This window comes from Aquipuribacter sp. SD81, from assembly GCF_037153975.1.
Lineage (GTDB): Bacteria > Actinomycetota > Actinomycetes > Actinomycetales > JBBAYJ01 > Aquipuribacter.
Genome location: NZ_JBBAYJ010000003.1, coordinates 97,829 through 113,662, shown reverse-complemented (window position 1 = coordinate 113,662; position 15,834 = coordinate 97,829). Strand labels below are relative to the sequence as shown.

Below are 15,834 nucleotides of genomic sequence, written 5' to 3'. Positions count from 1 at the left end.
CGTACGCTTGGCCGCCCGTCCCCGCGAGCTGGAGGTGCCATGACGGACGACGGCCCGGGCGGCGCCGACGACACGCCGCTGCTGGTGGCAGCGTTCCGCGGCTGGAACGACGCCGCGGACAGCGCGAGCGACGCCGTCTCGCACCTCGTCGAGGCGTGGGACGCCGAGGTCGTCGCCGAGATCGACCCGGAGCCGTACTACGACTTCCAGGTGAATCGTCCCGAGGCGGTCGTCAACGAGGACGGCTCGCGCGGCCTGGAGTGGCCCGGCACGCGCGTGCTGCGCGCCCGGGTCCACGGCCGCAGCGTGCTGCTGGTCGACGGGACGGAGCCGTCGACCCGCTGGCGCGCGTTCTGCGCCGAGCTGCTCGACGTCGCGCGCGCCCACCACGTGGGACGGCTGTTCACGCTCGCCGCCCTCCTCACCGACGTGCCGCACACCCGGCCGATCCCGGTCTCGGCGACCGTGCAGGACCCGGCGCGGGCCGAGGCGTGGGGGCTGGACCTGTCGACGTACGAGGGGCCGACGGGCATCGTCGGGGTGCTGCAGCACGAGGCGTCGGCGTCGGGGCTGCTCGGCGTGTCGCTGTGGGCGGCGGTCCCGCACTACGTCGCCCAACCGCCGAACCCGAAGTCGACGCTCGCGCTCCTCGGGCGCCTGGAGGACCTCACCGGGCTGTCGAGCCCCGTCGCCGAGCTGCGCGAGGAGGCGGAGGCGTGGCAGCGCGGCGTCGACGACCTCGCGCAGGAGGACGAGGAGATCGCGGAGTACGTCGCGCAGCTGGAGCAGGCCCGTGACACCGCCGAGCTCCCGGAGGCCAGCGGCGAGGCGATCGCGCGGGAGTTCGAGCGCTACCTGCGCCGCCGCGACCGCTGAGTCCCGCGGGCGGCGGCGCCGGTCGCAGCGGCTACAGCCGCACGCCGAGCAGCGCGTCCGCGGCCCGGGCCACCAGGCCCGGCGCGCCGAGCTCGGTGACCTCGGTGCCGGCCTCCTGCCGGGCGCACCACGCGTCGACCGTCCGCAGCGCCGCGGGCGCGTCGAGGTCGTCGGCGAGCGCGTCGCGCAGCGCCTGCAGCGTCGAGGCGGCCTCGGGACCGCCCTCGTGGGACACCGCGGCGCGCCAGCGGGCCAGGCGCGCCACGGCGCCGTCGACCTCCCCGGCGTCCCACGACCAGTCGCTGCGGTAGTGGTGGGCGAGCAGGGCGAGCCGGACGGCGGCGGCGGGGACGCCCGCGGCGGTGAGCCGGTGGACGAACTCGAGATTGCCCTTCGACTTGCTCATCTTCTCCCCGTCCAGCGCCACCATCCCGGCGTGGGCGTAGGCCTCGGCGTAGGGCCGCACGCCCGCCGCGGCGCCGTGGGAGGCGCCCATCTCGTGGTGGGGGAAGACGAGGTCGGACCCGCCGCCCTGCACGTGGACGGGGTGCAGCCGGCCCGTGGCGATGGCGACGCACTCCACGTGCCAGCCGGGGCGGCCCTCGGGCAGCCCGGACACGGCCCACGACGGCTCGCCCGGCCGCGCGCCGCGCCACAGCAGCGGGTCCAGCGGGTCCTTCTTGCCCTCGCGGCCGGGGTCCCCGCCGCGCTCGGCGGACAGCTCGAGCATCGTGGCGCGGTCCAGGTGCGACACCGCCCCGAAGGCGTCGTCGGCACCGACGTCGAAGTACACGTCGTCCGGCGCGCCCGCGTCGTCGGGCTGCGCGAGCCGGTACGCGGCGCCGGCCCGCTCCAGGCGCAGCACGAGCGCGCCGACCTCGTCGACGACCTCGGTGACCCCGACCAGGGCGTCCGGGGGCAGGACCGCGAGCGCCGTCATGTCGTCGCGGAAGACGTCGAGCTGGCTCTCGGCGAGCTCGCGCCAGTCGACGCCGTCGCGCGCGGCACGTTCCAGGAGCGGGTCGTCGACGTCGGTGACGTTCTGCACGTACGTGACGTCGAGCCCCGCGTCGCGCCACGCCCGCACGAGGAGGTCGAAGGCGACGTAGGTGGCGGCGTGGCCGAGGTGCGCGGCGTCGTAGGGGGTGATGCCGCACACGTACAGTCCCGCCGCCCCGCCGGCCACCACCTCCCGCGCGGCACCGGTGGCGGTGTCGTGGAGCCGGACGGGACGGCCCTCGCCGGGCAGGGCGGGCACGGACGGTGCGGGCCAGGACCTCACGACGGGCCAGCCTACGAGGCGTCCGTCAGAACGCGGGCCAGGGGATCGCCGGCCAGCGACCGCCCGGGCCGGGCATCTCGCCGCGGCCGAGCAGCTCGCACGCACGCTCGTGGGCGACCTCGACCTCCTCGGGCAGCAGGTGCTCCAGGAGCCGGTCCCCGAGGGCCCCGTCGCGGCCGAGGGCGGCCACGAGCCGCTCGAGGTCGGCGCGGTCATCGGCCGCCAGCGGCTCACCCGCCCAGCCCCACAGCACGGTGCGCAGCTTGTCCTCGGTGTGGAAGGTGAGGCCGTGGTCGACGCCGCGCACGGACCCGTCGAGGGCGTGCAGGACGTGACCGCCCTTGCGGTCGGCGTTGTTCGCCACGACGTCGAGGACGGCCATCCGGCGCAGCGCGGCGACGTCGGCGTGGCACAGCACGACCGGCTCCCCGGCCGCGCCCTCCGCCTCCAGGACCGTCCACCAGCCGTCGGGCACGTGGTCCGGGTCGACGACGTCGACGAGGCCGTCGTCCTGCCGCTCCTCGATCCACAGCTGGAGGCTGCCCCGACCGAAGGGGCCCTCCTCGCGCATGACCGTGAGCGGGACGGTGCCCCACCCGAGCTCCTCCGACACGAGGTACGTCGCGACCTCCCGGTCCGCGAGGGTGCCGTGCGGGAAGTCCCACAGCGGCCGCTCGCCGCGCACGGGCTTGTACACGGCGCGGGCCGAGCGCGGGCCGGGGCCGTAGCCCAGCGTCACCTCGACGAGCAGCGTGGCGTTGGACGCCGACACGAGCCGGCCGAGGACGCTGATGTCCCCGGTGCGCAGGAGGGTGCCGTACCCGGGCTCCCCCGGCCGGTCCTCGGCGGGCTCGGGCCCGGGAGCGGTCGTCAGCGCCGGTACCCGTTGGCGCGGGGGCAGACGTGCCCGGCCGGGTCGAGCGGGTCCCCGCAGAACGGGCAGGCGGGCCTGCCGGCCTGCACGACGGCCTCGGCGCGGACCACGAAGGCGCGCGCCGCGGCGCCGTCGAGGGCGACGCGGAGCATGCCGAGGCTCGGGTCGGCCTCCACGGCCTCGCTCGGGTCGTTGACGCCCTCGGCCTCGGTGACCTGCAGCGCCTCGATGACGACGCGCTCGCGGTCGGAGTCCCACGCCAGGCTCATGACGCCGACGCGGAAGTCTTCCTCGATCGGCGCCTCGAGCGGCTCGGTGTCGACGCTGCCGTCCGGGGCGAGGGCGGGCACCGACGCGGAGCCGCCGCTGCGGGACACGACGAGGTCGAGCAGCTCGTCGATGCGCTGGGCGAGGACCTGCACCTGCGCCTTCTCCACGGCGACGGACGTCACGCGCCCGGTGTCGACCGCCTGCAGGAAGAACGTGCGCTGGCCGGGCTCGCCGACCGTGCCCACGACGAACCGTCGGGGCCGCTCGTAGTCGTAGACAGGCACGCCCCGACCCTATCCACGGGGAGCCGGGTCGGCTCCCGCTCCCCCGCCGACGACGGCGTCGCCGCTGCTCACGGCGTCGCGACGGCCGCGTCGGCGGCGCGCCGGGACGAGCGCGTCGGTGCTGCCGGCCGTGTCGTTGGTGCGCAGCACGAAGGGCCGGGTCGGCGTGTAGCGGACGACGCTGAGGCTGGCGGGGTCCACGACGACCCGCTGGAAGGCGTCGAGGTGCATGCCGAGGGCGTCGGCGAGGACCGCCTTGATGACGTCGCCGTGCGACACCGCGCACCACACCGCGGCCTCGCCGTGCTCGCGGCGCACCCGCTCGTCGGTCTCGCGGACGGCCTCCAGCGCCCGCGCCTGCACGCCCCGCAGCGTCTCCCCGCCCGGGAACGCGGCCGCGGACGGGTGCTGCTGCACGACCGCCCACGCCGGCTCCTTCGCCAGGTCGCGCAGCGGCCGGTTCGTCCACTCGCCGTAGTCGCACTCGCTGAGCCGCTCGTCGAGCTCGAGGTCCGGGCGGTGCCGCCACTTCCCGCGCGGCCCGGCGACGGCGCGGACGGCCTCGGCGGTCGCGACGCAGCGCTCGAGCGGGCTGGACACGACGGCGACGAGCGGGACGGGCGCGAGGCGCTCGGCGAGGGCGGCGACCTGCGACCGGCCGGTGTCGTCGAGCTGGACGCCGGGCGTGCGGCCGGCGAGGACGCCGGAGGTGTTGGCGCTGCTGCGGCCGTGGCGCACGAGCAGGAGCGTGGGCACGCCCGGCAGCGTACGTGGCCGGCGGGGGCAGTATTCGGCGGGTGGCGTGGCCGGAGTGGTGGCAGGTCGTCCTCGCCCTCGCGGCCGGCCTCCTCCTGGCGTGGGCGGCGCTGGTCGCGGTGCTGTGGCGGGCGGGGTCCCGCCGACCGGGGCTGGCGTCGGTGGCGCGGCTGCTGCCGGACCTGCTCCGGCTCGTGGCGCGTCTGGCTCGCGACCGGGACCTGCCGTGCCGTGTCCGGCTGCTGCTGTGGCTGCTGCTGGCCTACCTCGCCTCGCCGGTCGACCTGGTGCCCGACGTGGTACCGGTCGTCGGTCTGCTCGACGACCTCGTGGCGGTCGTGCTCGTGCTCGGTGCGGTGCTGCGCGCCGCGGGCGAGCCGGCCCTGCGTCGTCACTGGCCCGGGCGGGAGGACGGCCTGCGGGCGGTCCTCGCGCTCACCGGCGCCCCGCCGCCCTCAGGCCGGCAGGGCGCCGGTGAGCAGCAGGACGTAGATGAGGCCGGCCAGCCCGATCCGGTACGCGACGAAGACGCCGAAGGAGTGGGAGGACACGTAGCGCAGGAACCAGTGGATCGCGGCGAGCGCCACGAGGAAGGCGACGCCGGTCGCGAGCAGGGTCGGCCCCCAGGCGACCGGTGAGGTGTCCTCACCGATCTCGCGCAGCTCGAACAGGCCGGCGCCGAAGACGGCGGGGATCGCGAGGAGGAACGAGTACCGCGCGGCGGCGGCGCGGGTGTAGCCGAGCAGCAGCCCCGCGGTGATGGTGCCGCCGGAGCGGGACACCCCCGGCACGAGCGCGAGGGACTGCGCGAGGCCGAACAGCAGGCCGTCGCGCCACGTGAGCTCCGTGAGCGGCCGCGCGTCCCGGGCACGGCGGTCGGCCCACCACAGCACGAGCGCGAACACCCACAGCGTGGTCGCGACGAGCCACAGGCTCCGCAGCTCGTCGCGGATGAGGTCCTGGAACACGTAGCCGAGCACCCCGATCGGCACCGAGCCGACGATGATGAGCCACCCCATGCGGGCGTCCGGGTCGCTGCGGGGCACCCGCCCGACGAGGGCGAGACACCACGCGCGCACGATGCGCCCGATGTCGCGGGCGAAGTACAGGAGCACCGCGGTCTCCGTGCCGAGCTGCGTGACCGCGGTGAAGGAGGCCCCCGGGTCGTCGCCGAGCAGCCCGCCCACCACGCGCAGGTGCGCGCTGGAGGAGACGGGGAGGAACTCCGTCAGTCCCTGCACGAGTCCCAGCAGGAGCGCCTCGCCGTAACCGGTCATCGGGCGGTCACGCTAGCGGCCTGCGCGCCCGCCCCGGCGCCGGACGGCGGCCGCGCACGTCACCCGGCGCGTCCGGACGCCTCCAGCGCCTCCACCGCGGCGCGCAGCATGGCGAGCCGGCCCTCGAGGTCGCGCGCGAAGGGGACGACGTTGAGCGTCGTCACGCCCGCGTCGGCGAGCGCGGCCATCCGCTCCGCGACGCGGGCGGGCGGGCCGAGCAGGCTCGTGGCGTCGACGAGGTCGGTGGGCACGGCCGCGGCGGCGTCGCGGGGGCGGCGCTCGAGGTACAGCCGCTGCACCTCCTCGGCCGCCTCCTCGTAGCCCATGCGACGGGCGAGTGCGTTGTAGAAGTTCTGCCGCCGGCTGCCCATGCCGCCGACGTAGAGGGCGACGTAGTCCCGCACGGGGTCCGCGGCGGCCGCGACCGCTCCGGCGCCCCCACCGTCGGGAGTCACGACGAGCGGGGCGGTGGCGCACACGTCGAAGCCCGCGAGGCCGTCGTGGCCCGCGGCCCGGCGCCCCTCCTCGATGCGGGCGAGGGAGTCGCCCACGTGCTCCGGCGAGACGAAGAGCCCGAGCCAGCCGTCGGCGACCTCGCCGGTGAGCCGCAGGTTCCGCGGCCCGAGGCTCGCGAGGTACAGCGGCACGTGCTCGCGCACCGGCGTGACGGTGAGGCGCAGCGCCTTGCCCGGGCCGTCGGGCAGCGGGAGCGTGACGTGACGGCCCTCGTAGGCGACGGGCGCGCGCGACAGCGCGAGCCGGACGACGTCGACGTACTCGCGGGTGCGGCCCAGCGGGTCGTCGAACCGCACGCCGTGCCAGCCCTCGGACACCTGCGGGCCCGACACCCCGAGACCGAGCCGGAAGCGGCCCCCGGACAGGGTGTCGAGCGTCGCGGCGGTCATGGCCGTCATGGCGGGGGTGCGGGCCGGCACCTGCATGACGGCGCTGCCGACGTCGATGTGCTCGGTCTGCGCCGCGACCCACGCCATGACGGTCGGCGCGTCGGAGCCGTAGGCCTCGGCGACCCACACGACGCTGCACCCGAGGCGGTCGGCCTCGCGGGCGAGGGCGAGGTTGTCGGCGTCGTTGCCGGCGCCCCAGTAGCCGAGGTTCACACCGAGTCGCACGCGGGCACCCTAGGGGACCGCTCCCGCCCCGTCGGGGTGCCGGGACCGGGGGCCGCCATAGGGTGCCACCCGTGGAGCAGCGGGCGGTCGGGTCGAGCGGGCTCGTGGTGTCCGCGCTGTCGGTGGGCACGCTGCACTGGGGCGCCGACACCGACGAGCACGAGGCCCGGGACCTGCTCGAGGTGTACCTCGACGCGGGCGGGACCACCCTCGACACGACGGCCGGCATCGGGGTGGGCGAGGAGGTGCTCGGTCGGCTGCTCGGCGAGGTCGTCCCGCGCGAGCAGGTACGCCTCGTCGCGAAGGCCGGCGTCGACGGGGAGCTCGCCTCGCCGCGGGTCGACGTGTCGCGCGGCCGGCTCATGGCGGCGCTCGACCGCACGCTGCGGCGCCTCGACACCGACCACGTCGACCTGTGGCTCGTGCAGGCGTGGAGCCCGCACGTGCCGCTGGAGGAGACCCTGTCGGCGCTCGCGTGGGCGCAGTCGACCGGGCGGGCCCGCTACACCGGCGTGAGCAACTACTCCGGCTGGCAGACCGCGCGTGCGGCCACGCTCGCCCCGGACCTCGTCGCCACGAGCGTCGAGTGGTCGCTCGTCGCCCGGGGGCCCGAGCGGGAGGTGGCGCCCGCCGCCGCGTCGCTCGGCCTCGGCGTCCTCGCGTGGGGCCCGCTCGGGCGGGGCGTGCTCACGGGCAAGTACCGCGGCGGCACGCCTGCGGACTCCCGGGCCGCGGCCGCGCACCTCAGCGGCTTCGTCGCCCCGCACCTCACCTCCCGCGCGCGGCGCGTGGTCGACGGCCTCGTGACGGCCGCGGACGGCCTCGGCTGCGCGCCGCAGGAGCTGGCGCTGGCGTGGCTGCTCGGCCGGGACGTCGTCGCGAGCGCCGTCACCGGGCCGCGGACCGCCGCGCAGCTGCGCGGCTCGCTCGGGGGTCTCGACGTCGTCGTGCCCGACGAGATCGTCGCCGTGCTCGACGAGGTGTCCGCGGGCTGAGCCCCCGTGGGCCGGGTCGGCGGGACCCGCCGCCCGGCCGGCCCGTCAGAGGCGGCGCGCGCCCTCGGCGGCGTCGTCGTCCTCGTCGTCGTCCTCGTCGTCGTCCTCGTCGTCCTCGTCGTCGTCGAGGTCGTCGTCGTCGTCCTCCTCGTCGTCGTCGTCCTCGTCGTCGTCGTCGTACCCGTCGTCGTCGTCGTCGTCGTCCTCGTCGCGGTCGTCGTCGCTGAGGTCGAAGGGCGTGACCTCGTCGAAGGCGTCGAACAGGGCGTCGTCGTAGGCGACGAAGGCGGCGGCGAGCTCGTCGTAGGCGGCCACGACGACCGGGTCGAGCTCGGAGCGCCGGGCGGCGGCGGCCTCGAAGTGGCGCTGCAGGGCAGCGACGAACTGGTCGAGGGCTGCGCGAGCGTCGACGGACATGTGCAGACCGTAGCGCCGCGCTCCGCCGCTGCCCCACCGCATTCGGTGTGCCGTGGCGGCACGGCCGGGGGACGTGTGCACAATCGGTCCCGATGTCGACGCTCGCACGCACACCCGCCCAGTTCGAGTACCGCGTCCTCGTCGTGGGCCGCGGCGCCGACCGGGGCCGGCTCCGCCAGCAGCTGGCCGACGAGGCCGAGTACGGCAAGTGGGAGCTGGCGCGGACCCGGGTCTACGTCGGCGGCGCCCGCAAGGTGTGGCTGCGCCGCAAGGTCATGCGGGTCGCGAAGACCCTCTGACGTCCCCGAGGGACGCCTCAGCAGGTCGTGAGGAACCGCCCGAGCGTCCGGGCGCCGAAGCGCAGCGCGTCGACGGGCACGCGCTCGTCGGTGCCGTGGAAGAGGCTGGCGAAGTCGAAGCCGTCCGGCAGGCGCAGCGGCGCGAAGCCGAAGCCGCGGATGCCGAGCCGGTCGAAGTGCTTGTTGTCGGTCCCGCCCGACAGGCAGTACGGCAGGACGGTGCTGCCGGGGTCCTCCGCCTGCAGCGCGGCCGTCATCGCCTCGACGAGGGCGCCGTCGGCGCTCGTCTCCAGGGCCCGGTCGGAGTGCACGACCTCGACGGAGACGTCGTCGCCCGCGAGCCGGCGGACCGTGTCGAGGACGGCGTCCTCCTGCCCGGGCAGGAACCGGCAGTCGACGAGGGCGCTCGCGGTCCCCGGCACGACGTTGTGCTTGTAGCCCGCGTCGAGGACGGTCGGCGTGGCCGTGTTCTGCGTGGTGGCGCGCACCCACCGCGCGGTGGTGCCGAGCTCGCGCTCGAGCGCCTCGGGGTCGTGCAGCGGCAGCGCCCGGCCGCTCAGGCGCGACCAGCCGTCGGCGAAGGCGCGGACGGCCTCCGGCGGCTCGAACGCCCACTCGTGGGCCCCGATCCGGGCGACGGCGGCCGCGAGCCGGGTCACGGCGTTGCTGTCGTGCACCTGCGAGCCGTGCCCGGGGCGCCCGGTCGCGGTGAGCCGCAGCCACAGCAGCCCCTTCTCCGCCGTCTGCAGCAGGTAGGCGCGCGTGCCGTCGACGTCGAGGGAGAACCCGCCGACCTCGCTGACGGCCTCGGTGCAGTCCTCGAACCACTCGCGCCGGGTGTCGACGAGGTGCCGCGCGCCCTTCATGCCGCCGGCCTCCTCGTCGGCGAGGAACGCGAGGACGACGTCGCGGGCCGGCCGCTCGCCGGCCGCGCTCATCGCCAGGACGTTCGCGAGGATCATCGCGTCCATGTCCTTCATGTCGACGGCGCCACGGCCCCACAGCTCGCCGTCGACGACCTCGCCGCTGAACGGTGGCACCCGCCAGTCCCCCGCGACGGCCGGCACGACGTCGAGGTGCCCGTGCAGCAGCAGCGCAGGGCGGGAGGGGTCGGCGCCGGACCAGCGGGCGACGACGCTCGCGCGGCCCGGCTCGCTCTCGACGACCTCGGGGCTCAGGCCCGCGTCGGTGAGCAGGCCCGCGACGTGCTCCGCGGCGGCCCGCTCCCCCGGCCCCGAGCCGTCGCCGTAGTTCGACGTGTCGATCCGGAGCAGGTCGGCGCACAGCCCGGTGACGAGGTCCTCGGCGGTCGGCATCCGGCCACCCTACGCACGCCGCCGGGACCGGCCGCGGTGGCGCGACGGCTCCCGGTGGCGGCCGCGCGGACCCACCGACCCGGCTCAGGCGGTGCGGGCGTTCACCGTCCGCCGCAGCTCGTCGCGCGCGTCGGCGACCGTCTGGGCCGCGTCGGGCAGACCGGGCTGCTCGACCCCGCTCGCGCGCAGCGACACCTCGGTGTCGACGGCGTCGCGCAGGCGCAGCAGCGCCTCGCTGATGGCGTTGAGGTCGGCGACGCGGGCCGGTCTGCGCTCCTCGTTGGCCGCCGCCCAGACCCGGCGGTCGAGGTCGTCGAAGCGGCGCTGGCCGTCCTGCCAGCGCGTCACGACGGTCTGCGGGTCGAGCGAGCGGTCCTGGACGGCGGGGACGACGCGTTCGTCGAGCCAGCGCGCCTCTCCGGTCAGCTCGTGCCACAGGGCCGACCAGCGCAGCTCCTCCGCCTTGGCGCGGCGCAGGGCGACGACCGCCGCGACGAGCCCGACGACGACGAGCGCGAGCAGGAGCCACGCCCACCAGGGGATGCCGTCGACCACGTCCCCGACGAGGGTCGCCTCCTCCGTCCCGGACGCGACCGGCGCCGGCTCCGTCGCCGGCGCGGTGTCCGCGGTGTCCGCCGGGTCCGCGGTCTCCGCCGGCGGCGCGGCGGTCGGGGCGGGGGCCGCCTCGCCGTCGACGGTCGGGTCCACGGGCGCGGGTGCGGCCGTCTCCCCGTCGTCACCGCCGGGCAGCTCCGGCAGGTCCGGCAGCTCCGTCGGCAGCCCGGTGGGGACGTCGATCCCGGTCGGCAGGGACGTCGGGACCTCGACACCCCCGGGCAGACCGTTGCAGCCGCCGCTGGCGGCGAGCACGGTGGCGGCGACGACGAGCCCGACGCGGCTGGCGAGCATTACCCCTCCTCGGGAGCCACGGCCGCGGTGCCGCGGCCGGGTGGACGAGACCGTTCCCACCCCACCCTCCCACCCCGCGCCCGTGCAACCGGGAACGACCTGCGGGTGTGCTCGGCGGTTTCCGCCCCTGCTATGGTTCCGACCGCGATCACGGCGACCGGCAGGTCGGAGTCGCACCACCTCGTCCGGGTGGCGGAATTGGCAGACGCGCTAGCTTGAGGTGCTAGTCCCCGAAAGGGGGTGGGGGTTCAAGTCCCCCCTCGGACACACACGCCCCAGGCCCGTGGCCTGGGGTTCTCGTGTCTCCGGGGCCACGCGCCCCCTCAGCCGTCGAGGCGTCGGCAGGGCTGGCAGAACGTCGACAGCCCGACGTAGCCGAGGTCCGGCCACGCCTCGCTCCACGGCCGCAGCATCCCCCGGCAGACGACGATCGTCGTCCCCTCCTCCTCGTTGGGGACCCCGGTGCCGGAGTCCAGGCGCCCGGCCACCTCGCAGCGCTCGAAGGTCGAGCGCAGCGTCCACAGCATGACCGCGTCCTCCGCGCCGGGACGGTCGGGGTCCTGCACGAGGGCGACGGTCGTGGTCGCGTCGACGGGCGGGGGCCCGGCCTCGTGCAGCGCGTTGTGCCCGGAGTAGACGGGCGGGAGGCCCAGCGCCGGCCCGTAGCGGTCGAGCGCGCCCGCCTCGCCGTAGTTCTCCGCGAGCAGCACCGTGCGCCGCTGCTCCGCGGGCGGCAGCGCGAGCACGACGTCGGCCACCTGCTCGCTGTAGCGCTGCCAGCCGACCTGGTCCCCCACCGCCGGGTTGACCAGCGGCACGGGGGACGCCGCGAGCCACGGCAGCGGCAGCAGCGGCAGCGCGACGACGGCGGAGGTCACGACGTTGACCGCGACGAAGCGCCCGAGCCGCGCTCCGCGCAGCCACGGCAGCAGCCCCGGCACGACGTCGTCGGCGAGCGCGACCGAGCCCACGGCCCACAGCAGGAGCAGGAAGCCCGTCGAGTAGTAGAACTGCCCGGCCACGGCGAACAGCAGGCCGAGACCGGCGACGGCCGCGGCGCCGAGCACGCGGACCGGCCGCCAGCGCGCGCCCCGCCACAGCGCCACCAGACCCGCGCCCCACACGAGCGCGCCGGGCGGACCCAGGACCAGCAGCTGGCCGGGCAGGAACAGCCAGCGCGCGGTGGACCCCGTGAGCGAGCCCGCCATGTCGAGCTGCGGCAGGCCGTTCGCCAGCTGGTAGACGACCGTCGGCGCCCCGACCACGAGCGCGGCGAGCGCGCCGAGCCACGGCCACCGCGTGCGCAGGGCGTCGCGGGGCCCGACCGCGACGAGCGCGGCGAGCAGCGAGACGAGCAGCAGCACGACGAGCAGCTTGTTGGCGAGCGCGACCCCCGCCACCGCCCCCGCCCACACCCAGCAGGCGGGCTGCTCGCGCAGGAGCGCCCGGGTGACGAGGAGGCCGACGAGCACCCACAGCGGCCAGTCCAGCGACGAGGTGAGCAGCAGGTGCCCGCTGATGAGCGGCGAGGCCGACGCGGCGCCGAGCGCGGCGACGACCTGCGCCCTCGGCGAGCCGCCCAGCTCGCGCGCGAGCAGGGCGAGCAGCGCGGCGAGGAGGCCCGCCGCGAGGGCGGCCGGCACCCGCAGCGCCCAGGCGCCGTCGCCGAGGAGCGCGACAGCCGCCCGCGCGACCAGCGGGGTGAGCGGGGGCTGGTCGACGTACCCCCATGCCGGCTGGTCGGCGAGCAGGCGGAAGTACAGCTCGTCGCGGTGGTAGCCGTAGCGCCCCGACAGGACGAGCAGCACCCCGACGAGGGCGAGGGGGACGACGACGACGGCGAGCAGGGACGCACGCGGCCGTGCGACGGCGGTCAGGGACCCGCCTGACCGGTCCCCCTCCGCCGTCCGGGCAACGGGCGCGGACACGGTCACCGGTCAGGAGTACCCGTCCGCCCCCGGACCACTCCTGCGGCGCGCGGCGCCGGAGCGGGGCCGTGCCACCATGAGCCGGTGCCGGCCGGGAGCGAGGGAGCGGGAGACGATCCCTGGGACCTGCTCGCCTCCCGCTACCGCTGGTCGGAGCCGCTCGAGCGCCGCAGCCTCGGCGCCCTCCTCGACGCCCTCGGCGTGCGGCCCGACGAGGTGCTGCTCGACGTCGGTACCGGCACCGCCCTGGTGCCGCGGCTGCTGGGGCGCGAGGGTCGTGGTCCCGGGGCCCCGACCGTGGCCGCAGACCGCAGCGCGGCGATGCTCGCGCTCGTGCCCACCGACGCCGCCTGCCGGGTGCGGGCCGAGGCGACCCGGCTGCCGCTGCGCGACGGCACGGTCGACGTCGTCACCGCCGCGTGGCTGCTGCACCTGCTCGACCCCGAGGAGCGGCGCGCCGCCGTCGCCGAGGTGGCGCGGGTGCTGCGGCCGGGCGGCCGCATCGGCGTCGTCGTGCCGGCCGAGCCCCGCACCGGGGTGCAGCGCGCGGTGCGGGGCCTCGCGCAGCGGGCCACGGCGGGCCTCGGCGCCTACCGGGTGCCACGGGACCTGCCGCGCGTGCTCGCCGACCACGGGCTCCGGGTCGTGTCGCGGCGGCGCACCGGCCTCGGCTACCTCGCCGACGTGCTCGTCGCGGTGAGGACCGCGTGAGGCCCGCCCGTGCCCGGGCGCGCGGTCCGGTCAGCCCCGAGGAGGCGTGGCAGCGCTACGCGCGCCCGGAGCGCTGGTGCGAGTGGTCGCCGCAGGTGCGCGAGGTCGACGCCGACAGCGACGTCATCGTCGCGGGCGCCTCCGGCACCGTCCGGAGCCTGTTCGGCGCGGAGGTCCGCTTCGTCGTGCTCGACGTCGACGCGCGTGCGCTGTCGTGGTCGTGGCGCGTGCGGGTGGGTCCGCTCGGGCTGGTGCTCGAGCACTTCCTGCACCGCGAGCCCGGCGGCGGGACCCTCGCGGAGGTGCTCATCCACGGCCCGTGGCCGGTCACTCGCCTGTACCGGGTACCCGCGACGGTCGCGCTGCACCGCCTCGTGCACTAGCCGCTCAGCCGTACGCGACGGCCACGTGGCCGCGACCGACGACGTCGGCGACGTGGGAGAGGAACAGGCGCGCCGACGGCAGCAGCGCCCCTCCCGACGGCCACACCACGCCGACGTCGCGGGTGGCGCCCACGTCCGACAGCGGCAGCACCTCGGTGCGCCCGTCCACGGCCGAGGCCGGCACGAGCGCCAGCCCGAGACCGGCCGCCACGAGCCCCTGGACGGTCGCGAGGTCGCTCACCTCGAACCGCACGTCCCAGCCGCCGCCCGGCTCGGCCGTCGTCGGGCCGTCCGTGGCCGCGGCATCGGCCGCACGCAGCAGGCCGTCCACGAGGCCGCGGAACGGCGCGGGCGCGGCGAGCAGGACGAGCGGCTCGTGACGCACCTCCGTGAGGGCGACGCGCTCGCGCCCCACGAGGGCGTGCCGCGCGGGAACGGCGAGCAGCACCGGCTCGGTGAGCAGGCGCCGCCAGCGGTGCGTGCCGCCCGTCGGCCGCCTGCTCGTGAGGGCGACGTCGACCTGCGGGTCGTCGGGCTCCGCCCCGGGCGGCGCCGGTTCCAGCACGAGCCGCACCCGCGGGTGCTCGCGCTGGAAGTCACGGACCAGCTGGGGCACGAGCCAGGCGCCGAGCGACCGCTCGAAGCGGACGTGGACGGTGCCGCTCTCCGGGTCGCTCAGCTGCTCCACCGCGGCGACGCCGTCGTCGAGGGTGTGCAGGGCGGCGTCCACGTGGCGCTTGAACAGCGTCCCCGCCCGGGTCATCCGCAGCAGCCGACCCTGCCGCACGAGCAGCGGGGCGCCGACCTCCCGCTCGAGCCGGGCGAGCGCCCGGGACACGCCCGGCTGCGACACGTGCTCGACCGCGGCGACGTCGGTGACGGTGGCCCCGTCGGCGACCTGCTGGAACCAGCGCAGCGCGTCGACGTCCACGGCATGACGCTAGCGCATGGGTTGCCCCTGTAGACGTCATTGGACGCATACGGCCTGCTGAGCGCACTCTTGAGTCGTCCCGGAACGCCGACCGCTCGAGGAGATCGCCATGGTGTCCCTGACCACGACCCACCCCCGCGCCACCCACCGCACCGCCCACCGTCCCGCCGCGCGCGAGCGCTGGACCGCCTTCCGCGCGCGTCTGGCGGAGCAGCGCCGGCTCGAGCGCGAGCTCGCCGCCTACCGCACCCCCGCGGAGCGGGCCGAGGTGCTCGCGATGATCGGCCGCGCCCACGCGACGGGCGTCGACCCCGTCGAGGTCGAGCGCACGCTCGCCGCCTTCGAGCGCTCCGCGGCCTGAGCCTCAGCGCGGGCGGGTCGCCCAGAACGCGACCGCGGCGGCCGCCGCGACGTTGAGGGAGTCCACCCCGCCCGCCATGGGGATGCGCACCACCCGCTCGACCGCCGCGACGGTCGCCGGCCGCAGCCCGTCGCCCTCGGTCCCCAGCACCCACGCGAGCCGCTCCGGCGGCTCGGCGGCGAGCGCGTCGAGGTCCTCGGCGCGCTCGTCGAGCGCGAGGGCGGCCGTGGTGAACCCCAGGTCGCGCAGCCGCTGCAGCGACCCGGGCCACGGCTCGACCCGCGTCCACGGCACCTGGAACACCGTCCCCATGGACACGCGGACGCTGCGGCGGTAGAGCGGGTCCGCGCAGCGGGGGGTCACGAGGACGGCGTCGACCGCGAGCGCGGCGGCGCTGCGGAAGACGGCGCCCACGTTCGTGTGGTCCACGACGTCCTCCACCACCGCCACGCGCCGGGCCCCGGCGACGACCTCCTCGACCGGCCGCAGGGCCGGGCGGTGCACCGACGCGAGCGCGCCGCGGTGCAGGTGGAAGCCGGTGATCTGCTCGAGCAGGGGCTCCTCGGCCACGAGGACCGGCGCGCGCTGCGCCGCGGCCGCCTCGAGCACGTCGGGGATGTCCGGCAGCCAGCGCGGCGCGACCAGCACCGAGCGCAGCCGGTGCCCCGCTCGCAGCGCCCGCCGGATCACCTGCGTGCTCTCGGCCATGAACAGGCCCTCCGCCGGCTCGCGCACCGTGCGCAGCCGCACGTCGGTCAGCGACGTGTAGTCGCGGAGCCGGGGGTCGGCGACGTCGTCGACGCGCTCGGTGACCGCCTCGGGCGGGGGCACGTCG

Annotated in this window: 18 protein-coding genes, 1 tRNA gene and 1 pseudogene; 8 read left to right on the top strand and 12 right to left on the bottom strand. The window is 76.8% G+C overall.

Annotated elements, in window-relative coordinates:
• Window positions 1-39 precede the first annotated feature (39 nt).
• Entirely contained in the window at window positions 40-876 is an 837-nt protein-coding gene (locus WAA21_RS02720; protein ID WP_336921199.1) for a PAC2 family protein, read from the top strand.
• Between the two features lie 31 nt (window positions 877-907).
• Here the strand turns inward: WAA21_RS02720 and mshC are convergent, their stop codons facing one another.
• From mshC to WAA21_RS02700, 4 genes are all read right to left on the bottom strand, one after another.
• Window positions 908-2,158, bottom strand: coding sequence for a cysteine--1-D-myo-inosityl 2-amino-2-deoxy-alpha-D-glucopyranoside ligase (gene mshC, locus WAA21_RS02715; protein ID WP_336921198.1), 1,251 nt, complete (start codon window positions 2,156-2,158; stop codon window positions 908-910).
• Window positions 2,159-2,183: 25 nt separating this feature from the next.
• Window positions 2,184-2,966 (bottom strand): SCO1664 family protein, encoded by a 783-nt coding sequence (locus WAA21_RS02710; protein ID WP_336921277.1) that lies wholly within the window; start codon window positions 2,964-2,966, stop codon window positions 2,184-2,186.
• 62 nt (window positions 2,967-3,028) lie between these two features.
• Window positions 3,029-3,586: a DUF3090 domain-containing protein gene (locus WAA21_RS02705; RefSeq protein WP_336921197.1), complete on the bottom strand. Its 558-nt coding sequence runs from the start codon at window positions 3,584-3,586 to the stop codon at window positions 3,029-3,031.
• Between the two features lie 9 nt (window positions 3,587-3,595).
• Window positions 3,596-4,342 carry a histidine phosphatase family protein gene (locus tag WAA21_RS02700; protein WP_336921196.1) on the bottom strand — a complete coding sequence of 249 codons (747 nt, stop codon included), beginning with the start codon at window positions 4,340-4,342 and terminating at the stop codon, window positions 3,596-3,598.
• A 14-nt stretch (window positions 4,343-4,356) separates the two neighbouring features.
• Here WAA21_RS02700 and WAA21_RS02695 point away from each other — a divergent pair.
• Window positions 4,357-4,635: pseudogene (locus WAA21_RS02695) on the top strand (hypothetical protein); the annotation flags it as partial.
• 162 nt (window positions 4,636-4,797) lie between these two features.
• On the opposite strand, the gene WAA21_RS02690 reads toward WAA21_RS02695, so the two are convergent.
• Both WAA21_RS02690 and WAA21_RS02685 read right to left on the bottom strand, forming a co-directional pair.
• Complete coding sequence (locus tag WAA21_RS02690) at window positions 4,798-5,619, bottom strand: undecaprenyl-diphosphate phosphatase (protein WP_336921195.1); 822 nt, start codon at window positions 5,617-5,619, stop codon at window positions 4,798-4,800.
• A 59-nt stretch (window positions 5,620-5,678) separates the two neighbouring features.
• Entirely contained in the window at window positions 5,679-6,749 is a 1,071-nt protein-coding gene (locus WAA21_RS02685; RefSeq protein ID WP_336921194.1) for an LLM class F420-dependent oxidoreductase, read from the bottom strand.
• A 71-nt stretch (window positions 6,750-6,820) separates the two neighbouring features.
• Between WAA21_RS02685 and WAA21_RS02680 the strand changes: the two genes are divergently transcribed.
• Window positions 6,821-7,744: an aldo/keto reductase gene (locus tag WAA21_RS02680; protein ID WP_336921193.1), complete on the top strand. Its 924-nt coding sequence runs from the start codon at window positions 6,821-6,823 to the stop codon at window positions 7,742-7,744.
• A gap of 45 nt (window positions 7,745-7,789) precedes the next feature.
• Here WAA21_RS02680 and WAA21_RS02675 read toward each other — a convergent pair whose 3' ends face one another.
• On the bottom strand, window positions 7,790-8,161 hold the full coding sequence (locus WAA21_RS02675) for a hypothetical protein (protein ID WP_336921192.1): 372 nt from the start codon (window positions 8,159-8,161) through the stop codon (window positions 7,790-7,792).
• A 92-nt stretch (window positions 8,162-8,253) separates the two neighbouring features.
• Between WAA21_RS02675 and WAA21_RS02670 the strand changes: the two genes are divergently transcribed.
• Window positions 8,254-8,460 (top strand): DUF5703 family protein, encoded by a 207-nt coding sequence (locus WAA21_RS02670; protein ID WP_336921191.1) that lies wholly within the window; start codon window positions 8,254-8,256, stop codon window positions 8,458-8,460.
• Window positions 8,461-8,477: 17 nt separating this feature from the next.
• Here WAA21_RS02670 and WAA21_RS02665 read toward each other — a convergent pair whose 3' ends face one another.
• Both WAA21_RS02665 and WAA21_RS02660 read right to left on the bottom strand, forming a co-directional pair.
• Window positions 8,478-9,776, bottom strand: a complete 1,299-nt coding sequence (locus WAA21_RS02665; protein ID WP_336921190.1) for a M20/M25/M40 family metallo-hydrolase — start codon at window positions 9,774-9,776, stop codon at window positions 8,478-8,480.
• An 84-nt stretch (window positions 9,777-9,860) separates the two neighbouring features.
• A complete protein-coding gene (locus WAA21_RS02660; RefSeq protein ID WP_336921189.1) occupies window positions 9,861-10,685 on the bottom strand; it encodes a hypothetical protein in 825 nt (274 codons plus the stop codon).
• 183 nt (window positions 10,686-10,868) lie between these two features.
• On the opposite strand from WAA21_RS02660, the gene WAA21_RS02655 reads away from it, so the two are divergent.
• A tRNA-Leu gene (locus WAA21_RS02655) sits at window positions 10,869-10,952 on the top strand.
• A 56-nt stretch (window positions 10,953-11,008) separates the two neighbouring features.
• Here the strand turns inward: WAA21_RS02655 and WAA21_RS02650 are convergent.
• Window positions 11,009-12,619 carry a glycosyltransferase family 39 protein gene (locus WAA21_RS02650; RefSeq protein WP_336921188.1) on the bottom strand — a complete coding sequence of 537 codons (1,611 nt, stop codon included), beginning with the start codon at window positions 12,617-12,619 and terminating at the stop codon, window positions 11,009-11,011.
• 78 nt (window positions 12,620-12,697) lie between these two features.
• Here WAA21_RS02650 and WAA21_RS02645 point away from each other — a divergent pair, with 78 nt between their 5' ends.
• Together WAA21_RS02645 and WAA21_RS02640 are read left to right on the top strand one after the other, a co-directional pair.
• A complete protein-coding gene (locus tag WAA21_RS02645; protein WP_336921187.1) occupies window positions 12,698-13,324 on the top strand; it encodes a class I SAM-dependent methyltransferase in 627 nt (208 codons plus the stop codon).
• A complete protein-coding gene (locus WAA21_RS02640) occupies window positions 13,321-13,707 on the top strand; it encodes an SRPBCC family protein (RefSeq protein ID WP_336921186.1) in 387 nt (128 codons plus the stop codon). The genes WAA21_RS02645 and WAA21_RS02640 overlap by 4 nt, the downstream gene beginning before the upstream one ends.
• Window positions 13,708-13,711: 4 nt before the next feature.
• On the opposite strand, the gene WAA21_RS02635 is transcribed toward WAA21_RS02640, so the two are convergent.
• A complete protein-coding gene (locus WAA21_RS02635; RefSeq protein WP_336921185.1) occupies window positions 13,712-14,638 on the bottom strand; it encodes a LysR substrate-binding domain-containing protein in 927 nt (308 codons plus the stop codon).
• Window positions 14,639-14,747: 109 nt separating this feature from the next.
• On the opposite strand from WAA21_RS02635, the gene WAA21_RS02630 reads away from it, so the two are divergent.
• Window positions 14,748-14,999 carry a hypothetical protein gene (locus tag WAA21_RS02630; protein ID WP_336921184.1) on the top strand — a complete coding sequence of 84 codons (252 nt, stop codon included), beginning with the start codon at window positions 14,748-14,750 and terminating at the stop codon, window positions 14,997-14,999.
• 3 nt (window positions 15,000-15,002) lie between these two features.
• Here the strand turns inward: WAA21_RS02630 and WAA21_RS02625 are convergent, their stop codons facing one another.
• Complete coding sequence (locus WAA21_RS02625; RefSeq protein ID WP_336921276.1) at window positions 15,003-15,830, bottom strand: TrmH family RNA methyltransferase; 828 nt, start codon at window positions 15,828-15,830, stop codon at window positions 15,003-15,005.
• Between the last annotated feature and the right edge of the window lie 4 nt (window positions 15,831-15,834).

Coding starts and splice junctions, on each gene's coding strand:
- WAA21_RS02720 (WP_336921199.1), top strand. CDS start 40: ATGACGGACGACGGCCCGGGCGGCGCCGACGACACGCCGCTGCTGGTG.
- WAA21_RS02690 (WP_336921195.1), bottom strand. CDS start 5,619: ATGACCGGTTACGGCGAGGCGCTCCTGCTGGGACTCGTGCAGGGACTG.
- WAA21_RS02675 (WP_336921192.1), bottom strand. CDS start 8,161: ATGTCCGTCGACGCTCGCGCAGCCCTCGACCAGTTCGTCGCTGCCCTG.
- WAA21_RS02670 (WP_336921191.1), top strand. CDS start 8,254: ATGTCGACGCTCGCACGCACACCCGCCCAGTTCGAGTACCGCGTCCTC.
- WAA21_RS02665 (WP_336921190.1), bottom strand. CDS start 9,776: ATGCCGACCGCCGAGGACCTCGTCACCGGGCTGTGCGCCGACCTGCTC.
- WAA21_RS02660 (WP_336921189.1), bottom strand. CDS start 10,685: ATGCTCGCCAGCCGCGTCGGGCTCGTCGTCGCCGCCACCGTGCTCGCC.
- WAA21_RS02630 (WP_336921184.1), top strand. CDS start 14,748: ATGGTGTCCCTGACCACGACCCACCCCCGCGCCACCCACCGCACCGCC.